A 20,693-nucleotide genomic window follows, 5' to 3' on the forward strand; every position below is an offset into this window, starting at 1 on the left:
ATCGCCGTCCAGACCGCCGTCATGATCCTCGCCCTCCTCCCCGTCGCCGTCCTCTCCCCCTTCGTCCAACGCCACTTCAAGAAGGGCATGCTCATCGGCGCCATCAAGGGATGAAACGTTCACCCACACACCACCCCACACACGACCGCACGACATCGGAAGGGAAGGGCTCGATGGCCGCGCACGGCAACGGCCCGGGCATGGGCGTGGCCACGCGCGGGCGCCTGCTCTTCGGCGGCGACTACAACCCCGAGCAGTGGCCGCCGGAGACCTGGCACGACGACGTCCGCCTCATGAAGGACGCGGGCGTCAACCTCGCCACCGTCGGCGTCTTCTCCTGGGCCACCCTCGAGCCCCGCCCCGGCGCCCGCGACTTCGGCTGGCTGGACCGCGTCCTGGAGCTGCTCCACGAGGCGGGCATCGGCGTCTGCCTGGCCACCCCCACCGCCTCCCCGCCCCCCTGGATGGGCTCCCGCCACCCCGAGACCCTGCCGCGCGACGAGAACGGCACCGTGGTCTGGTACGGCTCGCGCAACCAGTTCTGCCCCTCCTCGCCGGTCTACCGCGACTACGCCCGCCGCATCGCCGAGGACCTCGCCCGCCGCTACGGCGGCCACCCCGCCCTGCGGCTGTGGCACATCGGCAACGAGTACTGCACCTCCTGCTGGTGCGACGAGACGGCCCGCCACTTCCGCGCCTGGCTGCGCGAGCGCTACGCCACCCTCGCCGCGCTCAACGAGGCCTGGGGCACGGCGTTCTGGAGCCAGCGCTACGACTCCTGGGAGGAGATCATCCCGCCCCGGCGTGCCCAGTACCTGATCAACCCCGCCCAGGCGCTGGACTTCCGCCGCTTCTCCAGCGACGCCCTGCTGGAATGCTTCGTCGCCGAACGCGACGTCGTCGCCGCCCACAGCCCCGGCACGCCGGTCACCACCAACTTCATGCCGCTCTTCGCCGGGCAGGACGGCTGGCGCTGGGCCGCCGAGGAGGACGTGGTCTCCGTCGACGTCTACCCCGACCCGGCCGCCGCCCCCGACGACCCGGCCGGGCCCGCCCACGGCGCCCTCGTCCAGGACCTCACCCGCTCCCAGGCGCGCGGCCCGTGGATGCTGATGGAACAGGCCGCCTCCGCCGTCAACTTCCGGCCCGTCAACCGCCCCAAGCCCGAGGGCCTGATGCGGCAGTGGTCCCTCCAGGCCGTCGCGCGCGGCGCCGACGCCGTCTGCTTCTTCCAGTGGCGCGCCTCCCGCCAGGGCAGCGAGAAGTTCCACTCCGCGATGCTGCCGCACGCCGGGGAGCACTCGCGCACCTTCCGGCAGGTGCGCGACCTCGGCGCCGAACTCGGCGCCCTGTCCGGCGTCGCCGGCACCCGGGTCGAGGCGGACATCGCCGTGCTGCACGACTGGGACGCCTGGTGGGCCTCCGGCCAGCCCGGCCGCCCCTCGGCCGCGCTCGACTACCCCGCCGTGCTGGCCGCCTGGCACCAGGCGCTGTGGGAGCAGAGCCTCACGGCCGACTTCGCCCACCCCGAGGCCCGCCTGGCCGGCTACCGCATGGTCGTGGTGCCGCAGCTGTACCTCCTCACCGACGCCGCGCTCGACGGCCTCGACGCCTACGTGCGCGGCGGCGGCACCCTCGTCTGCGGCTTCTTCACCGGCGTCGCCGACGCCGACGACCGCGTCCGCGAGGGCGGCGTGGACGCCCGGCTGCGCCGCCTGCTGGGCATCGCCCGCGTCCACGAGTGGTGGCCGCTGGCCGAGGGCGAGACGCTGCGCCTGACCGACGGCTCGGCCGCCTCCGTCTGGAGCGAGGACCTGGAGCCGGCGGACGCCACCGAGACGGTCGCCGCGTACGCCGAGGGCCCGCTCGCCGGCCGCCCCGCCATCACCCGCGCCACCCCGGGCGAGGGCACCGCCTGGTACGTCTCGACCCTGCCCGAACGCCCCACGCTGCGCGCCCTCCTCGCGCAGGCCGCGCGCGGAGCCGGCGTCGCCCCGGTGCTGCCCGGGCTGGCCCCTGGCGTCGAGGCGGTCCGGCGCGGGGCGTTCCTCTTCCTTCTCAACCACAGACGTGAGCAGGTCACCATTCCCCTGCAGCATCCCCACACCGACCTGCTCACCGGCCACACCCACGCGGACGGCATCACGCTCGGCCGCTACGGCGTGGCGGTGCTCTCCGCGAGCACGAACCGCACAACCCCCACAACAACCCCCACATCGAAAGTGAGCCGCATATGCGACGGAGGCGAACCCTCACCCTGATCATCGCTCCGGTGGTCGCCCTGCTGACGATCGTCGGCTACACCGCGAGCACCGCGCAGGCCCAGGCCTGGGAGTCCTGCGATCAGTGGGGCGAGAACACGTTCGACGACGGCTACACCGTCTACAACAACATCTGGGGCTCCGGCGCGGGCAGCCAGTGCATCTCGGCCGAGTCGGGTCAGCAGTTCACCGTCCACGCCGATCACCCGGACACGGGCGGCATCAAGTCCTACCCCAACTCAAACTGGAACGTGAACCAGCCGATCAACGCCATCAACTCGTTCACCACGAGCTATGACGTGACGGTCCCGGAGGCGGGCGCGTACAACACCGCGTACGACATCTGGGACGAGAACCACCAACACGAGATCATGCTCTGGCTGAACTGGTACGGCCCTGTCGGCCCGATCGGCAGCCCGGTCGGCACCGCCGAACTCGGCGGCCACACCTGGGACGTCTACACCGGCAGCAACGGCGCGAACAACGTCTACTCCTTCCTGCGCCAGGGCAACTCCTCGGCAGGTGAGATCGACGTCGTCCCGATCCTCGACTACATCGTGGAGCAGGGCTGGATGAGCGCGGACACCGTCATCGGTCAGTCCCAGCTCGGCTTCGAGATCACCTCATCGGCCGGCGGGATGGACTTCACGGTCAACAACTACGCGGTGAGCACCAGCTAGACCGGCGCCCGCCCGTCTGGAAGGCCCGGGGCTCCGCCCCGGGCCTTCCAGCTTCTCGGATCCGCCGCGCCCGCGAGGCAACCTTCCGCCGCCCGGCGGCAACTTCAGGGGGGCGGCGGGAGAAAAGCACCACTGGCCCCACCACAGACGTGTGGCTCCGGCGAAAGGCGACGGCGCCGGAGCCACACACACCGAAGACCGGGGTCAGCCGGTGACCGGAAGCTGGGCGTCGTCCCGGAGCAACAGCGGGATGCGCTCCAGCGGCGCGGGAACGGTCACCGGCTGCCCCCCTTCGTACTCCTCGCCCGTCCAGGCGTCCGTCCAGCGCGCCCCCGCCGGCAGGTACACCTCGCGCTCCCGCGCCCAGGGCTCCAGCACCGGTGCCACCAGCAGGTCGGGACCCAGCAGGTAGGCTTCGGCGACGCCCCAGGCCCGCTCGTCGTCGGGGAACTCCAGGAACAGCGGCCGCATCGGCGGCAGCCCCTCCTCCCGCGCCGTCCGCATCTGCGCCAGCACGTACGGCTTCAGACGCTGCCTCAGGCGCACGTAGTCCTCCATGACGGCCCCGGCCTCGTCGCCGTAGGACCACACCTCGTTCGGCCCGCCCGTCATCGCCGGGCCCAGCGGCATGCCGGGCTCGCGGAAGCCGTGCAGCCGCATGATCGGTGACAGCGCCCCGAACTGGAACCAGCGCACCATCACCTCGCGGTACTCCTTGTCGTCCGGGTCGCCCCCGTGGAAGCCGCCGATGTCGGTGTTCCACCAGGGGATGCCGGAGAGGGAGACGTTGAGCCCGGCCGCGATCTGACGGCGCAGCGTGGCGAAGTCGGTGCCGATGTCGCCCGACCACAGCGCGGCGCCGTACCGCTGGCTGCCCGCCCACGCCGAGCGGTTGAGGGTGATGACGCCGTCCTCGTCGGCGTCCGCCGCGCGTAGGCCCTCGTAGAAGGTGCGGGCGTTCTCCCGGGGGTAGAGGTTGCCGACCTCCAGGCCGGGGCCGGCGTGGTAGCGCAGGTTGGCCTGGAAGCCGGGCTTGAGCTCCGGCTCGCAGGCGTCGAGCCAGAACGCCGTGATCCCGTAGGGGGCCAGGTAGTTCTCCCGCACCCGGTCCCAGACGAACTCCCGCGCGCCGGGGTTGGTCGCGTCGTAGAACGCCACCTGCACGGTCTCGGCGACCTCCTTGTCCGGCCAGTCGGCGTGGGCCATCGGGCCGTACTCGGTGCCGATGAGGTAGCCGCGCTGCTCCATCACGGGGTGGTTCTCGCTCAGCGGCGAGACCGACGGCCACACCGAGACGACGAGCTTCACGCCGAGCTCCGCGAGCTCGGCCACCATCGCCGCCGGGTCGGGCCACTCGGCCGGGTCGAACTTCCACTCGCCCAGGTGGGTCCAGTGGAAGAAGTCGCAGACGATGGCGTCGAGCGGCAGGCCGCGCCGCTTGTACTCGCGGGCCACGCCGAGCAGTTCGTCCTGGGTGCGGTAGCGCAGCTTGCACTGCCAGAACCCGGCCGCCCACTCCGGCAGCATGGGGGTGTGCCCGGTGGCGGCCGCGTACCGCCGCATCGCGCGCGCGGGCTGCCCGGCGGTGATCCAGTAGTCGATCTGCCGGGCGCTGTCGGCGACCCACCGGGTGCCGTTGCCGGCCAGCTCCACCCGGCCGATGGCGGGGTTGTTCCACAGCAGCGTGTAGCCCCGGCTGGAGGTCAGCACGGGGATGGAGACCTCGGCGTTGCGCTGCACCAGGTCGATGACGGCGCCCTTCTGGTCCAGCAGCCCGTGCTGGTGCTGGCCGAGACCGTAGAGCCTCTCGCCCTCGTACGCCCGGAAGCGCTGTTCGAGGCGGTGGTAGCCGTTGCCGGTGGCGGTGTAGAGCCGGGGCCCGGGCCACCAGAAGTGGGCCCGCTCCTCGGCCAGCAGCTCCTCACCGGTGTCGGTGCGCAGGAAGCGGATCATGCCCTCGGCGTTCACCTCGGCGGTGATCGCGCCGCAGGTGAGGGTGGCCAGGCCCGGCCGGATCTTGACGGCCACCGGGCCGGCCGGCGGCGCGTCGTCCAGCAGCGCGCCGGGCAGCCCGGGCTGGACGGGCCCGCCCAGGCGCGCCCGCACGCGCACGGCGTCGGGCCCCCACGGCTGGATGAGCACCGTCTCCTGCCGGCCGCTCCACTCCAGCGCGCCGTCGCGCTCGGCGAAGGTGCCGACGGTGGGGGAGGACTGGGCGAGGGAGACGGCCGGCTGCGGGGAGTCGTTCGATGAGTAGGTGTCGTTCACGGTGGTCGCGTAACTCCCGTCAGCGCGCAGGGGTGGAAGGACTCGGGGCGTGGGCGGAGGCGTGGGTCGGGGCGAGGCCGGTGCTGGAGCGCAGGGTCAGCTGCGGCGGCAGCAGCTCGATCCTGGTCTCGGCGGCGACGGCCGTCGCCGGGCCGCGCGTCCCCCCGGCCTGTTTCACCTTGGCCATCACCAGCTCGACCGCGCGCCGCCCCATCTCCTCGGCCGGGATCGACACGGCGGTCAGCGCCACGGACTGCTGCACGGCGACGGCCTCGGGGCAGATGGCCACCACCGAGATGTCCTCGGGCACGGCGCGCCCCTGGGCGCGCAGCAGGCTCAGCAGCGGGCCGATCGCCGACTCGTTCTGCACGATGAGGCCGGTGGTGGCGGGGCGTTCGTCGAAGATCCGCGCGAGGGTCCCGGCCATCGACTCGTAGGAGCCCTCGCAGGGCCGGTGCAGGATCCGCACGCCCATCTCGCCCGCGCGCTGCCGGATGCCGTCCATGGTGCGCTCCGCGAAGCCGGTGTGCCGCTCGTAGACGGCCGCCGCCTCGCCGACGACGGCGATGTCGCGGTGCCCGAGCTCCGCCAGGTGCTCCACGCACAGCCGCCCGGTGGCGGCGAAGTCCAGGTCCACGCAGGTGAGGTGGCGGGCGTCGGCGGGCAGCCCGATCAGCACGGCGGGCCGGGGCGTCTCGCGAACCAGCGGCAGCCGGGCGTCGTCGAGCTCGACGTCCATCATGATCATGGCGTCGGCGAGCCCGCTGCCGACCACCCGCCGTACCGCCTCCGGCCCTTCCTGGCCGGTCAGCAGCAGCACGTCGTGCCGGTGCTCACGGGCGGTGGTCGCCACGGCGATGGCGATCTCCATCATCACCGGCACGAACGTGTCGGTGCGCAGCGGCATCATCAGCGCGATGATGTCAGACTTGCTGCTGGCCAGTGCGCGGGCTCCGGCGTTGGGGTGGTAGCCCAGCTCCCTGATGCTGCGTTCGACGCGCTCCCGGGTCTGGCTGGAGATGGTCCGCTTTCCGCTGAGGACGTAACTCACCGTGCTGGCTGAGACGCCGGCGTGCCGGGCGACCTCGGCGAGAGTGACCATGTGCCCTCCCAGGAGTGGACGACGTGTGTGGGGGTGCGGGAGGAATCGCGCGGGTGAAGCGCTTCGATTCCGACTACGATTCCGACTACCGCATCGTGGTCACAACGCGGCCACGACGCCCCGTTCAGTTAACCGGCATGACCTTAGACCGCGCCGGGGTTGGTGTCCATAGCTTTGTCGAAGCGCTTCAACAGCTCCGTGGCAGGCGTGTCGCGCCAACCGGTACGCATCGCCCATCATCGGGTATACGGACCGGTAGAACCCATCGGTAGGTGAGGTGATCGACGATGACCACCGAGGACGAGGCCCGCAGGGTCGCCGAGGCCGCCCGCCAGCGCGAGTGGCGAGGCCCGAGCTTCGCTCGCGAGCTCTTCCTGGGGCGCCTGCGCCTCGGACTCCTCCACCCGCGCCCGCTCCCCGACGAGGCCGCCACCCGGACGGGCGAACGCTTCCTGGCCCGTCTGCGCGAGTTCTGCGCCTCCAAGATCGACGGCGCCCAGATCGAGCGCGACGCCCGCATCCCCGACGACGTCATCGCCGGCCTCAGGGAGCTCGGCGCCTTCGGCATGAAGATCGGCGAGGCCCACGGCGGCCTCGGCCTGAGCCATCTCTTCTACAACCGCGCCCTCGCCCTGGTCGGCTCCGCCAGCCCCGCCGTCGGCGCGCTGCTGTCGGCCCACCAGTCCATCGGCGTGCCGCAGCCCCTGAAGCTCTTCGGCACCGAGGAGCAGAAGAACGCCTACCTGCCGCGCTGCGCCCGCGGCGCCATCTCCGCCTTCCTCCTCACCGAGCCCGACGTCGGCTCCGACCCCGCCCGGCTGGCCACCTCCGCCGTCCCCGACGAGGACGGCGAGGCGTACGTGCTGGACGGCGTCAAGCTGTGGACCACCAACGGCGTCGTCGCCGAGCTGCTGGTCGTCATGGCGCAGGTCCCCGATCGCGGCATCACGGCGTTCGTCGTCGAGGCCGACTCCCCGGGCATCACGGTGGAGAACCGCAACGCCTTCATGGGCCTGCGCGGCATCGAGAACGGCGTCACCCGCTTCCACCAGGTCCGCGTCCCCGCCGCCAACCGCATCGGCGAGGAGGGCGAGGGCCTGAGGATCGCCCTCACCACCCTCAACACCGGCCGCCTCTCGCTGCCCGCGATGTGCGTGGGCGCGGGCAAGTGGTGCCTGAAGACCGGCCGCGAGTGGGCCGGCGCCCGCGAGCAGTGGGGCAGGCCCATCGGCAAACACGAGGCCATCGGATCCCGCCTGGCCTTCATCGCCGCCACGACCTTCGCCCTGGAGGCCATCCTCGACATCACCAGCGAGCTCGCCGACGAAGACCGCCCCGAACACCGCCACGACATCCGCATCGAGGCCGCCCTCGCGAAGCTCTACGCCAGCGAGATGGCCTGGCGCATGGCCGACGACCTGGTCCAGATGCGCGGCGGCCGGGGCTACGAGACGGCCGACTCGCTGGCCGCGCGCGGCGAACGCGGCGTGCCCGCCGAGCAGCTGCTGCGCGACCTGCGCATCAACCGCATCTTCGAGGGCTCCTCGGAGATCATGCGCCTGTTCATCGCCCGCGAGGCCGTCGACGCCCACCTGAAGGTCGCCGGCGACCTCGTCTCGCGCGACGCCTCCTTCACCCAGAAGCGCCGTGCCGCCTTCTCCGCGACCGCCTTCTACGCCCGCTGGCTGCCGTCGCTGGCCGCCGGGCGCGGCCAGCTCCCGCTGGCATACGGCGACTTCCACATCCCCGGCGGCCACCCGGACCTCGCGCACCACCTCCGCTGGGCCGAGCGCGCCTCCCGCCGGCTGGCCCGCTCGACCTTCTACGGCATGTCCCGCTGGCAGGGGCGGCTGGAGGCCAAACAGGCCTTCCTCGGCCGCGTCGTGGACATCGGCGCCGAGCTCTTCGCCATGACGGCGGCCTGCGTCCACGCCGAACGCCTGCGCCGGCGCGGCGAGTCGGGGCGGGAGGCGTACGAGCTGGCCGACGCGTTCTGCGAACAGGCGCGCCAGCGCGTCGCCGACCTTTTCCACCACCTGTGGCACAACACCGACGGCCCCGACCACACCCTGAGCCGCGCGGTGCTGGAGGGCCGCCACGCCTGGCTGGAGTCCGGCATCATCGACGCCTCGACGCCGGGCCCGTGGATCGCCGACGCCACCCCGGGTCCCTCGAAGCGGGCGGACGTGCACCGCTCGATTCCCTGAGCCCCTTGTGAGACTTCTTGACGGCCTGTGGGCGGGATGTGATCGTGACCCGCGCACAAGCCGTCCCTGGGGGAACAGGAGTCTCGATGCGTTTCTCGATGCGCTTAGGAAGAGTGAGGATCACCGCCGCCCTCGGCGGCCTGGCCGCGCTCGCCGCCGGGCTGCTGGCCGCCGCGCCCGCCGCGGCCGAGGAGGAGGGACGGCCGCGCTCGCAGCCCGTCGCCCGCGAGGAGCTGTCCACCGGCTGGTCCGTGCCCTGGGCCATCGCCTGGCTGCCCGACGGCTCGGCGCTGGTCACCGAGCGCGACACCCACCAGATCGTCCGCGTCACGCCCGACGGCGAGCGCACCGCCATCGGCACCGTGCCGAACGTCGTCAGCGGCGGCGACGGCGGCCTGATGGGCCTGGCGCTCTCCCCGCACTTCGCCCACGACCGGACCCTCTTCGTCTTCCACACGGCCGCCGACGACAACCGCATCGCGCGCCTCACCTACGACGGCACCACGCTCGGCGGCTACGAGCCCCTCGTCACCGGCATCCCGAAGGCCGAGTTCCACAACGGCGGCCAGCTGGCGTTCGGCCCGGACGGCCACCTGTACGCCTCCACCGGCGACGCCCTCCAGCCCGAGCTCTCCCAGGACCTGGACTCCCTCGCGGGCAAGATCCTGCGGCTGACCCCGGAGGGCACCCCCGCGCCCGGCAACCCCTTCGGCACCCTCGTCTACAGCTACGGCCACCGCGTCGCCCACGGCCTGGCCTGGGACGAGTCGGGCCGGCTGTGGTCCGCCGAGAACGGGCAGGACACCTACGACGAGCTCAACATCGTCCGCAAGGGCCGCAACTACGGCTGGCCCGTGTGCGAGGGCCCCTGCACCGAGCCGGGCATGGCCAACCCCCTGCTGACCTGGGCCCCACCCGAGGCCGTGCCCGCCGGGCTGACCTACACCGACGGCACCCTCTACATGAGCACCCTGCGCGGCCAGCGCCTGTGGCGCATTCCCCTGAACGGCGCCGAGCCCGGCACCCCGCAGGCCTACTACGCCGGCGAGCTGGGCCGCCTGCGCGCCATCTCCACCGTCCCCGGCGGCGGCGCGCTGTGGCTGGGCAGCAGCAACGCCGACCAGGTCGGCCAGCAGCCCGGCGCGGACATCCTCTATGAGGTCACCCTGGACGAGGGCGTCGCCGACTGACGTCCGTATCCGCCACGAGTTCGGGGACGGGGACCACCCACTCCTCGGGCGTACGCGGATCGCGGAGCGTCCGGTGCCGTGCGGCCATCGCCTCGGCGATCGCCCCTCCGGGGCCATCCGAGACGCGACAGGAAGCCGGGATGGACGGCGTCACCTTCCGGCACCAGCGGCATAAGGTTCTGGACCATGACCCTGTTCTCCCCTTCCGGGCGGGCCCGCTCGGCTGAGAGCGTTCCGCATGGCCGTCCGAGCGGACTGGCTCAGTGACGTCCGCCGACATGTCGCGCGGCGCGCGTCTCACCGCCCACAGCGCCGTCTCCACCTCGCTGGCGCTCCTCAGCGATCGCGCGCTGCACGAGCTCGTGGACGCGGCCGTGCCGATCGGGTCCGGTATCGGCGGGAAGTCGGCGCTGCTGGACGTCGCGGGAACGCCGGTCTTCGTGAAGCGGGTGCCGCTCACCGACCTGGAGCGGCGGCCGGAGAACGTCCGGTCCACGGCGAACCTCTTCGGGCTGCCGGTCTACTGCCACTACGGCATCGGCGGGCCAGGCTTCGGGGCCTGGCGTGAGCTGGCCGTGCACGTCATGACGACGAACTGGGTGCTCGCGGGGGAGTACGACGGCTTCCCTCTCCTGCACCACTGGCGGGTGCTGCCGGACTACACGCCGCTGCCCGAGGAACTGGCCGACGTCGAACGGGCCGTCGCCTACTGGGGCGGCGGATCGCAGGTACGCCGCCGGATTGATGCCTTGGGGGAGGCCTCGGCGAGTGTCGCGCTGTTCCTGGAGTACATCCCGCAGAACCTCCACCAGTGGCTGGGCGCACAGCTCCGGGCGGGTGACGAGGCGGCAGACCGGGCGTGCGCCAAGGTGGAGAAGGAGCTGGAGGCAGGCACGGCGTTCATGAACGGTCAGGGGCTCCTGCACTTCGACGCGCACTTCGAGAACATCCTGACCGACGGCCACCGCCTCTACTTCGCGGACTACGGCCTCGCCATCTCCTCCCGGTTCGAGCTGTCGCGGGACGAGGCCGGCTTCTTCGACCGGCATCAGGTCTACGACCGCTGCTACACCGCCTGGCATCTGGTGATCTGGCTGGTCATCGCCCTGTACGGCTATCAGAGGGATCAACGGGAGGAGCGCGACGCGCTGGTGCGCGCCTACGCGGAGGGCGAGCGTCCCACGGGAATTCCGGAGGAGGCCGCGGCGATCCTCGCCCGGCACGCGCCGCTCGCCGCGGTGGTGTCGGACTTCAATCGCAGAATCCAGCTCGAGAGCAGGGAGACCCCGTACCCGCTGGAGGAGATCCAGCGGATCGGCGGCCTGTACAGCTAGGCCCAGGCCCTCGACTGCGACGTAATGGTTCGTTCCGCGGCGATTTCGGTGCCGCTCGTCGCACTCGACGGGATCATGCACGAGCAAGGCCGCCGGTAGCGCGGCCAGGCCGCCTCCCCCGGGGCCGTCCGGGGGGAGGCGGACGGCACGAACGGCCTACGCGGTCTCCTCCGGGCGGCCCGGCTCCGCCCAGCGGGTGTGGAAGCTGCCCTCCCGGTCGGTGCGCCGGTAGGTGTGGGCGCCGAAGTAGTCCCGCTGGCCCTGGATCAGGGCGGCGGGCAGCCGGTCGGCGCGCAGCGTGTCGTAGTACGCCAGTGACGCCGAGAACGCCGGCACGGGGATGCCCTGGCGGGTGGCGGCGGCCACGACCTCGCGCCACGCCTCCTGCGCGCCCGTGATCTCGCGGGCGAAGCCCTCCTCGGCCAGCAGGCTGACCAGCTTGGGGTTGGCGGCATGGGCGGCGCGGATGCGGTCGAGGAACGCGGCGCGGATGATGCAGCCGCCGCGCCAGATCGCCGCGACATCGCCGAGGTCGATGTCCCAGCCGTACTCGGCGGCGGCGTCCTGGATCATCTTCCAGCCCTGGTCGTAGGCGATGATCTTCGAGGCGTACAGCGCCTGCTCGACGCGGTCGGCGAAGTCCTCGGCGGCGTCCGCGCGGGTGCCGCCTGGCAGGCCCTGGTACGCGGCGCGCAGCGCCGGCTGGCTGGAGGCGGCGCGGGCGAAGGTCGCCTGCGCGATGGTGGTCACCGGGGCGCCGAGGTCGAGGGCGGTCTGCACGGTCCAGCGGCCGGTGCCCTTCTGCCCGGCGGCGTCGGCGACGACGTCGACGAACGGCCCGCCCGTCTCCGGGTCGGTGTGGGCGAGGACCTCGGCGGTGATCTCGATGAGGTAGGAGTCGAGCCGCCCGGTGTTCCAGGTGCGGAAGACCTCGGCGATCTCGGCGGGGGAGTAGCCGGCGACCCGCCGCAGCAGGTCGTACGCCTCGGCGATGAGCTGCATGTCGGCGTACTCGATGCCGTTGTGCACCATCTTGACGAAGTGCCCGGCGCCGTCGGCGCCGACGTGGGTGCAGCAGGGCTCGCCGTCCACCTTCGCGCTGATGGCCTCGAACATCGGGCCGAGTACGGCGTAGGACTCGGCCGAGCCGCCCGGCATGATCGATGGGCCGTGCAGCGCGCCCTCCTCGCCGCCCGAGACGCCGGTGCCGACGAAGTGCAGGCCGCGCTCGCGCAGCGCCTTCTCCCGGCGGCGGGTGTCGGCGAAGTGGGCGTTGCCGCCGTCGATGATCATGTCGCCGGGCTCCAGGAGCGCGGCGAACTCCTCGATGACGGCGTCGGTGGCGTCCCCCGCCTTCACCATGATCATCAGCCGGCGCGGGCGCTGCAGCGCGGCGACGAACTCCTCGGCGGTCTCCGCCGGGACGAAGCTGCCCTCGTGGCCGAACTCCTCGATCAGCGCGCGGGTGCGGGCGGGCGTGCGGTTGTGGACGGCGACGGTGTAGCCGTGGCGGGCGAAGTTCCTGGCCAGGTTGCGGCCCATCACCGCGAGTCCGGTGACGCCGATCTGTGCGGTGGCCTCCATGTGGCTGTTTCGCTCCTTGGTGTCAGTGCTGCCGGTGGCGGGCTTCACGCCGAGAAGACTACGACGCGCACGGCGCCGCCGCCCGGCGGGCGGCCCAACGCCGCGCCGCCACGCTCGCGTTCGCGGCGTGCGCACCGCGCGCGTCACGCCGGCGACGCCACGACCTCCCGCCCGGGCGGGTTCGAGGGCACAATGTGCGCCTGCATCGCTGGTGAGGAGGTCGGCGCGATGGGGCGCAGGTTGCAGCGGATGTCGCTGGCGCGGCAGGTGCTCACGCTCCAGCTGGCGCTGATCGTCGTCGTGCTCGCAGTCGTGGCGTGGGTGTCCGTGACACAGGCGAGCGCGGACTGGCGCCGGACCGAGGGCGGGCGGCTGCTGAGCACCGCGGAGTCGGTGGCGGCTCAGCGGGTGGTGCGGATCGGGCTGGACGATCCGGCGCGCGTGGGCGTGCTGCACGCCCCGGCGGAGAGCGCGCGCAGCGTGTCGGGGGCGTCCTTCGTGGAGATCGCCACGCTGGGGCGGCGCATCCTCACCTCGCCCGCCGATCCGCGGCGGGTCGGGGAGCCGCTGGAACTGGGCGGCAGCACCGTGCTCGCGGGCCGATCGTGGGTGGGGACGGTCACGGCGGGGGGAGGGGAGACCTCGCTGGTGGCGCACGTGCCGGTGTTCGGGGAGGACGGCGGGCTGCTGGGCGTGGTGGCGGTGGGCAGCGAGGCGCGCGGGTTCGCCGAGCGGGTGGAGGCGGCGGCGCCCGACCTGCTGCTGTACCTGGGCATCGCGAGCGCGCTCGGGGTGGCCGGCTCCTACCTGCTGGCGCGGCGCATCAAGCGGCAGACGATGGGCCTGGAGCCCGGCGAGATCACCGCGCTCGTGGAGCACCGGGAGGCCATGCTCCACGGCATCAAGGAGGGCGTCGTGGGCCTGGACCGGCAGGGCAGGGTCACCCTGGCCAACGACAGCGGCCGGGAGCTGCTGCGGCTGCCGCCGGACGCGGCCGGGCGGACCCTGGAGGAACTCGGCGTCCCGGGCGTGCTGCGCGACGCCCTGACCGGGCCGGGCGAGGGCGGCGGGGGCGGGGGCCGGGACCAGGTCGTGGTCACCGGCGACCGCGTGCTGACGCTCAACCGGATGCCGATCGTCACCCACGGGCAGGCCGTCGGTTCGGTCACCACGATGCGGGACCTGACGGAGCTGACCGCGCTCCAGCACCAGTTGGAGACGACGCGCGGCGCCACGGACACCCTCCGGGCGCAGGCGCACGAGTTCTCCAACCACCTCCACGTGATCGCCGGCCTGGTGGAGCTGGAGGAGTACCCGGAGGTGGGGCGTTACGTGCGCGGCATCAGCGGAACGCACGCGCAGCGCACGGCCCACGTGCAGGCGGCGGTCGCCGACCCCTCGCTGGCGGCGCTGCTGATCGCGAAGGCGAGCCTGGCGGCGGAGCAGGGCGCGGCGCTGCGGGTCACCCCGGACAGCCGTCTCGGGCCGGTGCCGGAGTCGCTGGCCTCGGATCTGGTGACGGTGATCGGGAACCTCGTGGACAACGCCCTGGAGGCGGTGCGCGGCGTCGCGCCCGCCGGCGCCCGGGTGGACGTGGAGCTGACGGAGGACGAGGTGACCGCGGACGTCCGGGTGCGGGTGACGGACTCCGGTCCCGGCGTCGCGCCCGAGCTGGGGGAGGAGGTCTTCCGGCAGGGCTTCAGCACCAAGGCCAGCGGGCGGGGCCTCGGCCTCGCCATCACCCGGCTGGTGTGCGAACGCCGGGGCGGCGGCGTCGCCGTGGCAGGCGCGGCGTTCTCCGCGCGGCTGCCGCGCACCGCGCGGGAGCGGGAGACGGTGACGACGTGATCGGCGTGCTGGTCGTGGACGACGACTTCATGGTGGCGCGGCTCCACAGCACGGTGGTGGAGCGCACGCCCGGATTCCGCGTGGTCGGGCAGGCGCACACGGGGGTGCAGGCCCTGGAGGCGGTGCGCCGGCTGCGGCCGGACCTGGTGCTGCTGGACATCTACCTGCCGGACATGGGGGGCCTGGAGGTGCTGCGGGAGCTGCGCGGCGGCGGGGAGGGCCGGGACGCGGACGTGGACGTGCTGGTCATCACGGCGGCGCGGGAGATGGAGACGGTGCGCGGCGCGCTCCGCGGCGGGGCGGTGCACTACATCATCAAGCCCTTCGAGGTGCCCGTGCTCCGGGAGCGGCTGCGCGACTACGCCCGGCGGCGCGAGGAACTCGCGGCCCTGGCCGCGCCCGCGCAGCAGGACGTGGACCGGGTGTTCAAGGCCGCGCCGTCCCGGCTGCCGAAGGGCCTGTCGGAGGAGACGGCGGAGCTGGTGCGGCGCGTGCTGACGAGCGAGGACGACCTGTCGGCGTCCGCCTGCGCCGAGCGGTCGGGCCTGTCGCGGGTCACCGCCCGCCGCTACCTGGAGCACTTCACCGCCACCGGCGAGGTGACCGTGTCGCTGCGCTACGGCGGCACCGGCCGCCCGGAGCGGCGCTACCGGCTGCGGCGGGCGTGAACTCAGGGCGCGCACTCAGGGCGTGAACTCTATGACCACAAGGACAGTTACGTCCGCAACGGAAACAGGCGTAGACGCCCCGCCGCCGCCGTAGGCACGATGTGGCGCCGTTCGCACCGATGCGATACGCGCGAAACCGCGCGTCAACGGCGGAAAGGCGGTGTACACGTTGCGTCTGCTTCGACCGCGGGTCCGGGCCCTCGCCTCGCTGCTCTCGGCGGCGCTGCTGGTCCTCGTCGTGCCCCCGCTGCTGGGGACCGAGAGCGACGGAGACGGCGGCACCAGCATCCCGGGGCTGCGCTTCATGGTTCCCAACGAGCCCGGCGGCGGCTACGACATCACCGCCCGCACCGCCGCCGCCAGCGCCGAGGACGCCGGCCTGACCGACGGCATCGAGGTGTTCAACCTGCCCGGCGCGGGCGGCACCGTGGGCCTCAGCCGCCTGGTCGCCGAGCGCGGCAACGGGCGCATGGCGATGTCGATGGGCCTGGGCGTCGTCGGCGCGGTGCACACCAACCACACCGACGTCACGCTCGCCGACACCACGCCCGTCGCGCGGCTGACGCAGGAGCCGGACATCGTGGTCGTGCCCGCCGACTCCCCCTACCACGACTTCGCGGACCTGCTCGCCGACTGGCGCGAGCAGCCCGGCTCGCTGCCGCTGGGCGGCGGCTCCTCGCCCGGCGGCCCCGACCACCTCGCCGCCATGCTGATCGCCGAGGCCGCCGGCGTCACCCCCAGGTCCGCCAACTACATCGCCTACGACGGCGGCGGCGAGCTGCTGGCGGCGATCCTCGGCGGGGAGGTGGCGTTCGGCGTCTCGGGCGTCGGCGAATACCTCGACCAGATCGAGGCCGGGGAGCTGCGGGTGCTGGCGGTGACCGGCGAGTCGCGGGCGGCGGGGATCGACGCGCCGACGCTGACGGAGGCCGGCCTGGACGTGTCGTTCATGAACTGGCGCGGCGTCGTCGCCCCGCCGGGCCTGACGGAGGCCGAGCGCTCCCGGCTGATCCGCCTCTTCAGCGAGCTGCACGACTCGGCGCAGTGGCGTGAGGCCCTGAAGCGCAACGGCTGGGCCGACGCCTTCCTGACGGGCGAGGACTTCGGGCGGTTCCTGCAGGACCAGGACCGGCGCGTGGACGAGACGCTGAGGGAGCTGGGGCTGTGATGCTGACACGGCAGTGGGTGCGCGACCACTCCGAGCTGGGCGTGTGCGTCCTGCTCCTCGCGCTGGGCGCCCTGGTGCTGGGCGACGTTCTCACCATGGACGTCGACATCGAGCAGCGAGGCCCGGTCGGCCCGAAGACCGTGCCGGTCGTCGTCGGCGTCGCGCTGCTGGTGGTGTCGGCGCTGCTCGCCGCCGACGTGCTGCGCGGCGGCCGCGGCGAGGCCGAGAGCGGCGAGGACATCGACCTGGCCGCGCCCGGCGACTGGCGCACGGTGCTGCTGCTGGCCGCCGTCTTCCTCGGCAACGCCGTCCTCATCGAGCCGATCGGCTTTCCCGCCTCGGGCGCGCTGATGTTCTGGGGCTCGGCGTACGCCCTGGGCAGCCGGGCGTACGAGCGCGACCCGCTGATCGCGGCGGGCCTGTCGCTCGTCACCTACCTGGTCTTCGACAACCTGCTCGGGATCCCGCTGCCCGGCGGCCCGCTGATGGAGGTGCTGTAGCCGTGGACTCCCTGAGCTCCCTGCTGGACGGCTTCGGAACGGCGCTGAGCCCGGCCAACGTGCTGTGGGCGGCGCTGGGCGTGCTGCTGGGCACGGCCATCGGCGTGCTGCCCGGCATCGGCCCGGCGATGGCGGTGGCGCTGCTGCTGCCCGTCACCTACGGGCTCGACCCCACGGCGGCGTTCATCATGTTCGCCGGCATCTACTACGGCGGCATGTTCGGCGGCTCGACCACATCCATCCTGCTCAACACCCCCGGCGAGACCGCCGCCGTGGTCACCGCCATCGAGGGCCATCCCATGGCCCGCTCCGGGCGCGGCGCGCAGGCGCTGGCCGCCGCCGCCATCGGGCACTTCGCGGGCGGCATGATCGGCACCATCCTGCTGGTGGTGCTGGCCCCGAGCATCGCCGACTGGGCGGTGGACATCCACGCCGCCGACTACTTCGCGATCATGGTGCTGGCGTTCATCGCGGTGACCTCGGTGCTCGGCCGCTCGCGGATCCGCGGCTTCGCCTCGCTCCTGATCGGCCTGGCCATCGGCCTGGTGGGTCTCGACGCGCTGACCGGGCAGCAGCGGCTGACCTTCGGCGTCCTTCAGCTCGCCGACGGCATCGACGTCGTCATCGTGGCCGTCGGGCTCTTCGCCATCGGCGAGGCGCTGTGGGTGGCGCTGCACCTGCGGCGCAGGCCCGACAAGCCGATCCCGGTCGGACGGCCCTGGCTCGGGCGGGCCGAGCTGCGCCGCACGTGGCGGCCGTGGCTGCGCGGCCCGGTCATCGGCTTCCCCTTCGGCGCGATCCCGGCCGGCGGCGCCGAGATCCCCACCTTCCTCTCCTACGCCACGGAGAAGCGGCTGTCGAAGCACAAGGGGGAATGGGGCAAGGGCGCCATCGAGGGCGTGGCGGGCCCGGAGTCCGCCGCCTCCGCCTCGGCCGCGGGCACGCTCGCCTCCATGCTGACCCTCGGCCTGCCGACCACGGCCGTGGCCGCCGTGATGCTGGCCGCCTTCCAGACCTACGGCATCCAGCCAGGGCCGCTGCTGTTCGAGCGCGAGTCCGAGCTGGTGTGGGGCCTGATCGCCTCCCTCTTCGTCGGCATGGTGATGCTGCTGGTCCTCAACCTGCCGCTGGCGCCGTTGTGGGCGAAGCTGCTGCGCATCCCGCGCCAGTACCTGTACGCCGGGATCCTGTTCTTCGCGGCCGTCGGCGCCTACGCCGTGGGCGGGGAGCCGTTCGACCTGTTCGTCCTGCTGGTCATCGGGCTGCTGGGGCTGCTGATGCGGCGCTACGGGCTGCCCGTGCTGCCCGCCGTCCTCGGCGCGATCCTCGGCCCCTCGGCGGAGCTGGAGATGCGGCGCGCCCTCCAGGTCAGCGACGGCAGCCTGACGGGCCTGGTCGACACGCCGCTTTCGGTGTGCCTGTACGCCGTCATCGCGCTGATCCTGGCCTGGCCGCTGGTCCGGCGGCTGCGGCGGCGGCTGCGGCGGCGCGGCGGGGCGGGCGGCGAGGGCGGCGAGGACGAGGGGCCGCCGGCGCCGCCGCGCGAAACGAGCACGGCCGGCCCGTGAAGGCAAGCCCGTGAGGGCCGGCCTGTGCCGGCCACCGGCTGGGACCGCACCCTCGCCGTCAAACCCGCTCGCCCAGCAGACACTGCCGGACGGGGCACAGCGCGGGTACGGCCGCCTCCAGGGCGGGCGTAGGACGAAGGACCGAGGCGCCGGACGCGGACGGCGGCGATGATGGAGCGCGTGAGCCCACCCGGTCCCGATCCCGGCCCCGCCGTCCGCGAACGCCTCGCACGAGAGCACAACATCTGGCTGTGCACCGCGCGCCCCGACGGCTCGCCGCACGTGACGCCGGTCTGGTTCGTCTTCCTGCGGGAGGCGTTCTGGATCGGTACGGACGGCGACACGGTGAAGGCCCGCAACGCCGCGAAGCGCCCCCGGGTCTCGCTGGCGCTGGAGGACGGCTCGGCGCCGGTCGTGGCCGAGGGAGACGCGGCGGCGCACCGCGACCGCGACCGCTTCCCCGCGGAGGTGACGGAGGCGTTCGCGGCGAAGTACGCCGGTTGGGACGTCACCGCCCCGTACCGCCCCGGCCGGGACCGCGTCCTGCTCGAAGTCCCCGTCAGCCGCTGGCTGCTGGCGGGCGCGGCGCAGTAACGGGTGCCTGTGCCTCCACCAGCAACCGCTCGCGCACCCGGCGGTAGCCCAGCGCCCGGTTCACGGCCAGCATGGGCAGGTTCTCCTGATGGAGAGTCGTGGTGACGGCGCGCACGCCTGGGAAGTATGCGCGCAGCCGGCCCACCTGTCCGGCCTTGATCCAGCGGGCCAGGCCCCGCCGTCGGTGTTCGGGCAGGACGGCCGTGTCGTGCTGGTCGGCCACCGGCCCGCCGGGTGAGGGGACAGTGGCCACCGTGGCGGCGGCGACGTCCCCGGAGGCCGCGTGGACAGCCGCGCAGGTCAGCAGACGCGTGCCGCCCGTCGTCATCTCGGCCTCCCAAGCGCGCACCCCCCTCGCGTCCCAGGCTCGGGGTGCCAGCTGCAACTCCGCACCCGGCGCGTCCCGCACGTGCCCCATCACCCGCCCGAAGGAAGCGACCAGCGGCTCCGGCGTCCGCCCGCGCCAGCGCAGGAGCTGGTAGCCGGGACGCGCGTCTGCCGTCAGCTCATGGCAACGACGCAGCACCGCCTCGTCATCGAGCCGCTGCTCCTGAAGCTCCAGGCGCAGCACCACGCGCAGGCCGGGGACGCCGCGCGCGAAAGCCTCCCCGGGCGGGCCCGCCAGCACCGTCGACCGCATCCGGCTCACCCCGGCCGACGGGGCATCCAGCCCTACCCGGCGTAGCAGTGCCGAACCGGTGCCGACACGGCGGGCGGGTGGCGCCACGAACAGACGCAGGAAGCCGATGTCCGGCCGGTGCCGCTGTGGGCGCAACTCCGCGACACCGGTGACGCGGCTGGCCGAACCGCTCCGAGCAGCCCAGCGCATCGCCGGCGCGTCCTCGGCGAGAAGCCCTTCGGCCAGCGCGGAGGGCTCGACGAGACTGCCGGAAAGCTCCCTCTGCCCGACGCTGAACACCTCGCACCAGGCAGCAAGATCAGACGCGACCGCTTCTCGTGGCAGGAACGGCCTCACCGTCACAGCGGTCATCGCCACAGTGTGCCACCAGACCGCCCGGTGCCTTCCTTTCCTCACCTCCCGCGGGAGGCGTTCCGGATCGGCACCGCGTCGGGTACCGGAGCCTCAGAGCCCGAACGCCTCGGTCACCCGCCCGGCGAGATCGTCCTCCGTCATCCCGGTCCCGACCTCGATGGCGCGCAGCTCAAGGCGAGCCGTCTCCTCCCGGAGGCGCTCCACGAACATCCGATCGCGCTCGGCGATGTTGCGGCCCGCCCTGTCCGGGTCGCTGGTCTTCCCGATGAAGCCGCCCCCCGGCGTCGCCCGACTCCGGATCGCGGCCTGGCGGAACTCGGCCGTCGGAAGCAGCCAGACAGCGTGACGCGGCTCCGCGAGCAAGGGCCTCACGAGGTGCGGCAGCAGGCGGAAGCCCTCGACCACGACGCGCCGGTCCGACGGCAGCCGCAGCAGGTCCTCGACGATCAGGCCGAAGCCCTCGCCCCGGAACCAGTGGAACGTCTCCAGCATGACCTCCGGAGACCGGCTGACCCATCGCTCGTCCATGTCCATGGCGATGAACTCGTGCAGGAACGGCGCCTCTTCTGGCGTGGTCCGGCGTGCGTGGTCCCCCATCACCTCATCGGTCCCGTAGAGGCGCCAGCCGTGCCGGCCGGCCAGGCGGCGGGCGATGGTCGACTTGCCCGCGCCGCTGCCGCCGCCGATCCAGTAGACGTGGCGCAGCATCGCGTCCTCCATCACATCC

Annotated in this window: 16 protein-coding genes and 1 pseudogene; 12 read left to right on the plus strand and 5 right to left on the minus strand. The window is 73.1% G+C overall.

Features of this window, described 5'->3' with window-relative positions; genetic code table 11:
* From ACTWQH_RS27085 to ACTWQH_RS27095, 3 genes and pseudogenes are all read left to right on the plus strand, one after another.
* Positions 1 to 114 (plus strand): annotated as a pseudogene (locus ACTWQH_RS27085) (carbohydrate ABC transporter permease); the annotation flags it as partial.
* 59 nt (positions 115 to 173) lie between these two features.
* Entirely contained in the window at positions 174 to 2,261 is a 2,088-nt protein-coding gene (locus ACTWQH_RS27090; RefSeq protein ID WP_443289385.1) for a beta-galactosidase, read from the plus strand.
* Positions 2,234 to 2,941 carry a GH12 family glycosyl hydrolase domain-containing protein gene (locus ACTWQH_RS27095; protein ID WP_443289386.1) on the plus strand — a complete coding sequence of 236 codons (708 nt, stop codon included), beginning with the start codon at positions 2,234 to 2,236 and terminating at the stop codon, positions 2,939 to 2,941. Before ACTWQH_RS27090 ends, ACTWQH_RS27095 begins: the two co-directional genes overlap by 28 nt.
* A 204-nt stretch (positions 2,942 to 3,145) precedes the next feature.
* Here ACTWQH_RS27095 and ACTWQH_RS27100 read toward each other — a convergent pair whose 3' ends face one another.
* Positions 3,146 to 5,209: a glycoside hydrolase family 31 protein gene (locus tag ACTWQH_RS27100; RefSeq protein ID WP_443289387.1), complete on the minus strand. Its 2,064-nt coding sequence runs from the start codon at positions 5,207 to 5,209 to the stop codon at positions 3,146 to 3,148.
* Between the two features lie 19 nt (positions 5,210 to 5,228).
* Positions 5,229 to 6,311 (minus strand): LacI family DNA-binding transcriptional regulator, encoded by a 1,083-nt coding sequence (locus ACTWQH_RS27105; RefSeq protein WP_443289388.1) that lies wholly within the window; start codon positions 6,309 to 6,311, stop codon positions 5,229 to 5,231.
* 287 nt (positions 6,312 to 6,598) lie between these two features.
* Here ACTWQH_RS27105 and ACTWQH_RS27110 point away from each other — a divergent pair, with 287 nt between their 5' ends.
* The 3 genes from ACTWQH_RS27110 (at position 6,599) to ACTWQH_RS27120 (ending at position 11,042) form a co-directional block, all read left to right on the plus strand.
* Positions 6,599 to 8,518, plus strand: coding sequence for an acyl-CoA dehydrogenase family protein (locus tag ACTWQH_RS27110; protein WP_443289389.1), 1,920 nt, complete (start codon positions 6,599 to 6,601; stop codon positions 8,516 to 8,518).
* 113 nt (positions 8,519 to 8,631) lie between these two features.
* Entirely contained in the window at positions 8,632 to 9,708 is a 1,077-nt protein-coding gene (locus ACTWQH_RS27115; RefSeq protein ID WP_443289390.1) for a PQQ-dependent sugar dehydrogenase, read from the plus strand.
* 278 nt (positions 9,709 to 9,986) lie between these two features.
* Positions 9,987 to 11,042: a protein kinase family protein gene (locus ACTWQH_RS27120; protein ID WP_443289419.1), complete on the plus strand. Its 1,056-nt coding sequence runs from the start codon at positions 9,987 to 9,989 to the stop codon at positions 11,040 to 11,042.
* 156 nt (positions 11,043 to 11,198) lie between these two features.
* Here ACTWQH_RS27120 and gndA read toward each other — a convergent pair whose 3' ends face one another.
* Complete coding sequence (gene gndA / locus ACTWQH_RS27125; protein ID WP_443289391.1) at positions 11,199 to 12,626, minus strand: NADP-dependent phosphogluconate dehydrogenase; 1,428 nt, start codon at positions 12,624 to 12,626, stop codon at positions 11,199 to 11,201.
* A gap of 228 nt (positions 12,627 to 12,854) precedes the next feature.
* On the opposite strand from gndA, the gene ACTWQH_RS27130 reads away from it, so the two are divergent.
* From ACTWQH_RS27130 to ACTWQH_RS27155, 6 genes are all read left to right on the plus strand, one after another.
* A complete protein-coding gene (locus tag ACTWQH_RS27130; RefSeq protein WP_443289392.1) occupies positions 12,855 to 14,474 on the plus strand; it encodes a sensor histidine kinase in 1,620 nt (539 codons plus the stop codon).
* Positions 14,471 to 15,142 carry a response regulator gene (locus ACTWQH_RS27135; RefSeq protein ID WP_443289393.1) on the plus strand — a complete coding sequence of 224 codons (672 nt, stop codon included), beginning with the start codon at positions 14,471 to 14,473 and terminating at the stop codon, positions 15,140 to 15,142. The genes ACTWQH_RS27130 and ACTWQH_RS27135 overlap by 4 nt, the downstream gene beginning before the upstream one ends.
* A 169-nt stretch (positions 15,143 to 15,311) precedes the next feature.
* Entirely contained in the window at positions 15,312 to 16,310 is a 999-nt protein-coding gene (locus ACTWQH_RS27140) for a tripartite tricarboxylate transporter substrate binding protein (RefSeq protein ID WP_443289394.1), read from the plus strand.
* Positions 16,310 to 16,810, plus strand: a complete 501-nt coding sequence (locus ACTWQH_RS27145; protein ID WP_443289395.1) for a tripartite tricarboxylate transporter TctB family protein — start codon at positions 16,310 to 16,312, stop codon at positions 16,808 to 16,810. The genes ACTWQH_RS27140 and ACTWQH_RS27145 overlap by 1 nt, the downstream gene beginning before the upstream one ends.
* 2 nt (positions 16,811 to 16,812) lie before the next feature.
* Positions 16,813 to 18,378, plus strand: a complete 1,566-nt coding sequence (locus tag ACTWQH_RS27150; RefSeq protein WP_443289396.1) for a tripartite tricarboxylate transporter permease — start codon at positions 16,813 to 16,815, stop codon at positions 18,376 to 18,378.
* Positions 18,379 to 18,549: 171 nt separating this feature from the next.
* Positions 18,550 to 18,972 carry a pyridoxamine 5'-phosphate oxidase family protein gene (locus ACTWQH_RS27155; protein WP_443289420.1) on the plus strand — a complete coding sequence of 141 codons (423 nt, stop codon included), beginning with the start codon at positions 18,550 to 18,552 and terminating at the stop codon, positions 18,970 to 18,972.
* Here ACTWQH_RS27155 and ACTWQH_RS27160 read toward each other — a convergent pair.
* Positions 18,938 to 19,963 carry a hypothetical protein gene (locus ACTWQH_RS27160; RefSeq protein WP_443289397.1) on the minus strand — a complete coding sequence of 342 codons (1,026 nt, stop codon included), beginning with the start codon at positions 19,961 to 19,963 and terminating at the stop codon, positions 18,938 to 18,940. The genes ACTWQH_RS27155 and ACTWQH_RS27160 overlap by 35 nt on opposite strands.
* Before the next feature lie 93 nt (positions 19,964 to 20,056).
* Positions 20,057 to 20,686: a hypothetical protein gene (locus ACTWQH_RS27165; protein ID WP_443289398.1), complete on the minus strand. Its 630-nt coding sequence runs from the start codon at positions 20,684 to 20,686 to the stop codon at positions 20,057 to 20,059.
* Positions 20,687 to 20,693: the final 7 nt, after the last annotated feature.

The sequence above is a fragment of the Streptomyces sp. 6N223 genome, from assembly GCF_052246635.1.
In the GTDB taxonomy this organism is placed as follows: domain Bacteria; phylum Actinomycetota; class Actinomycetes; order Streptomycetales; family Streptomycetaceae; genus Streptomyces.

Coding starts and splice junctions, on each gene's coding strand:
- ACTWQH_RS27090 (WP_443289385.1), top strand. CDS start 174: ATGGCCGCGCACGGCAACGGCCCGGGCATGGGCGTGGCCACGCGCGGG.
- ACTWQH_RS27095 (WP_443289386.1), top strand. CDS start 2,234: ATGCGACGGAGGCGAACCCTCACCCTGATCATCGCTCCGGTGGTCGCC.
- ACTWQH_RS27105 (WP_443289388.1), bottom strand. CDS start 6,311: ATGGTCACTCTCGCCGAGGTCGCCCGGCACGCCGGCGTCTCAGCCAGC.
- ACTWQH_RS27110 (WP_443289389.1), top strand. CDS start 6,599: ATGACCACCGAGGACGAGGCCCGCAGGGTCGCCGAGGCCGCCCGCCAG.
- ACTWQH_RS27120 (WP_443289419.1), top strand. CDS start 9,987: ATGTCGCGCGGCGCGCGTCTCACCGCCCACAGCGCCGTCTCCACCTCG.
- gndA (WP_443289391.1), bottom strand. CDS start 12,626: ATGGAGGCCACCGCACAGATCGGCGTCACCGGACTCGCGGTGATGGGC.
- ACTWQH_RS27130 (WP_443289392.1), top strand. CDS start 12,855: ATGGGGCGCAGGTTGCAGCGGATGTCGCTGGCGCGGCAGGTGCTCACG.
- ACTWQH_RS27145 (WP_443289395.1), top strand. CDS start 16,310: ATGCTGACACGGCAGTGGGTGCGCGACCACTCCGAGCTGGGCGTGTGC.
- ACTWQH_RS27155 (WP_443289420.1), top strand. CDS start 18,550: ATGGAGCGCGTGAGCCCACCCGGTCCCGATCCCGGCCCCGCCGTCCGC.
- ACTWQH_RS27160 (WP_443289397.1), bottom strand. CDS start 19,963: ATGACCGCTGTGACGGTGAGGCCGTTCCTGCCACGAGAAGCGGTCGCG.
- ACTWQH_RS27165 (WP_443289398.1), bottom strand. CDS start 20,686: ATGGAGGACGCGATGCTGCGCCACGTCTACTGGATCGGCGGCGGCAGC.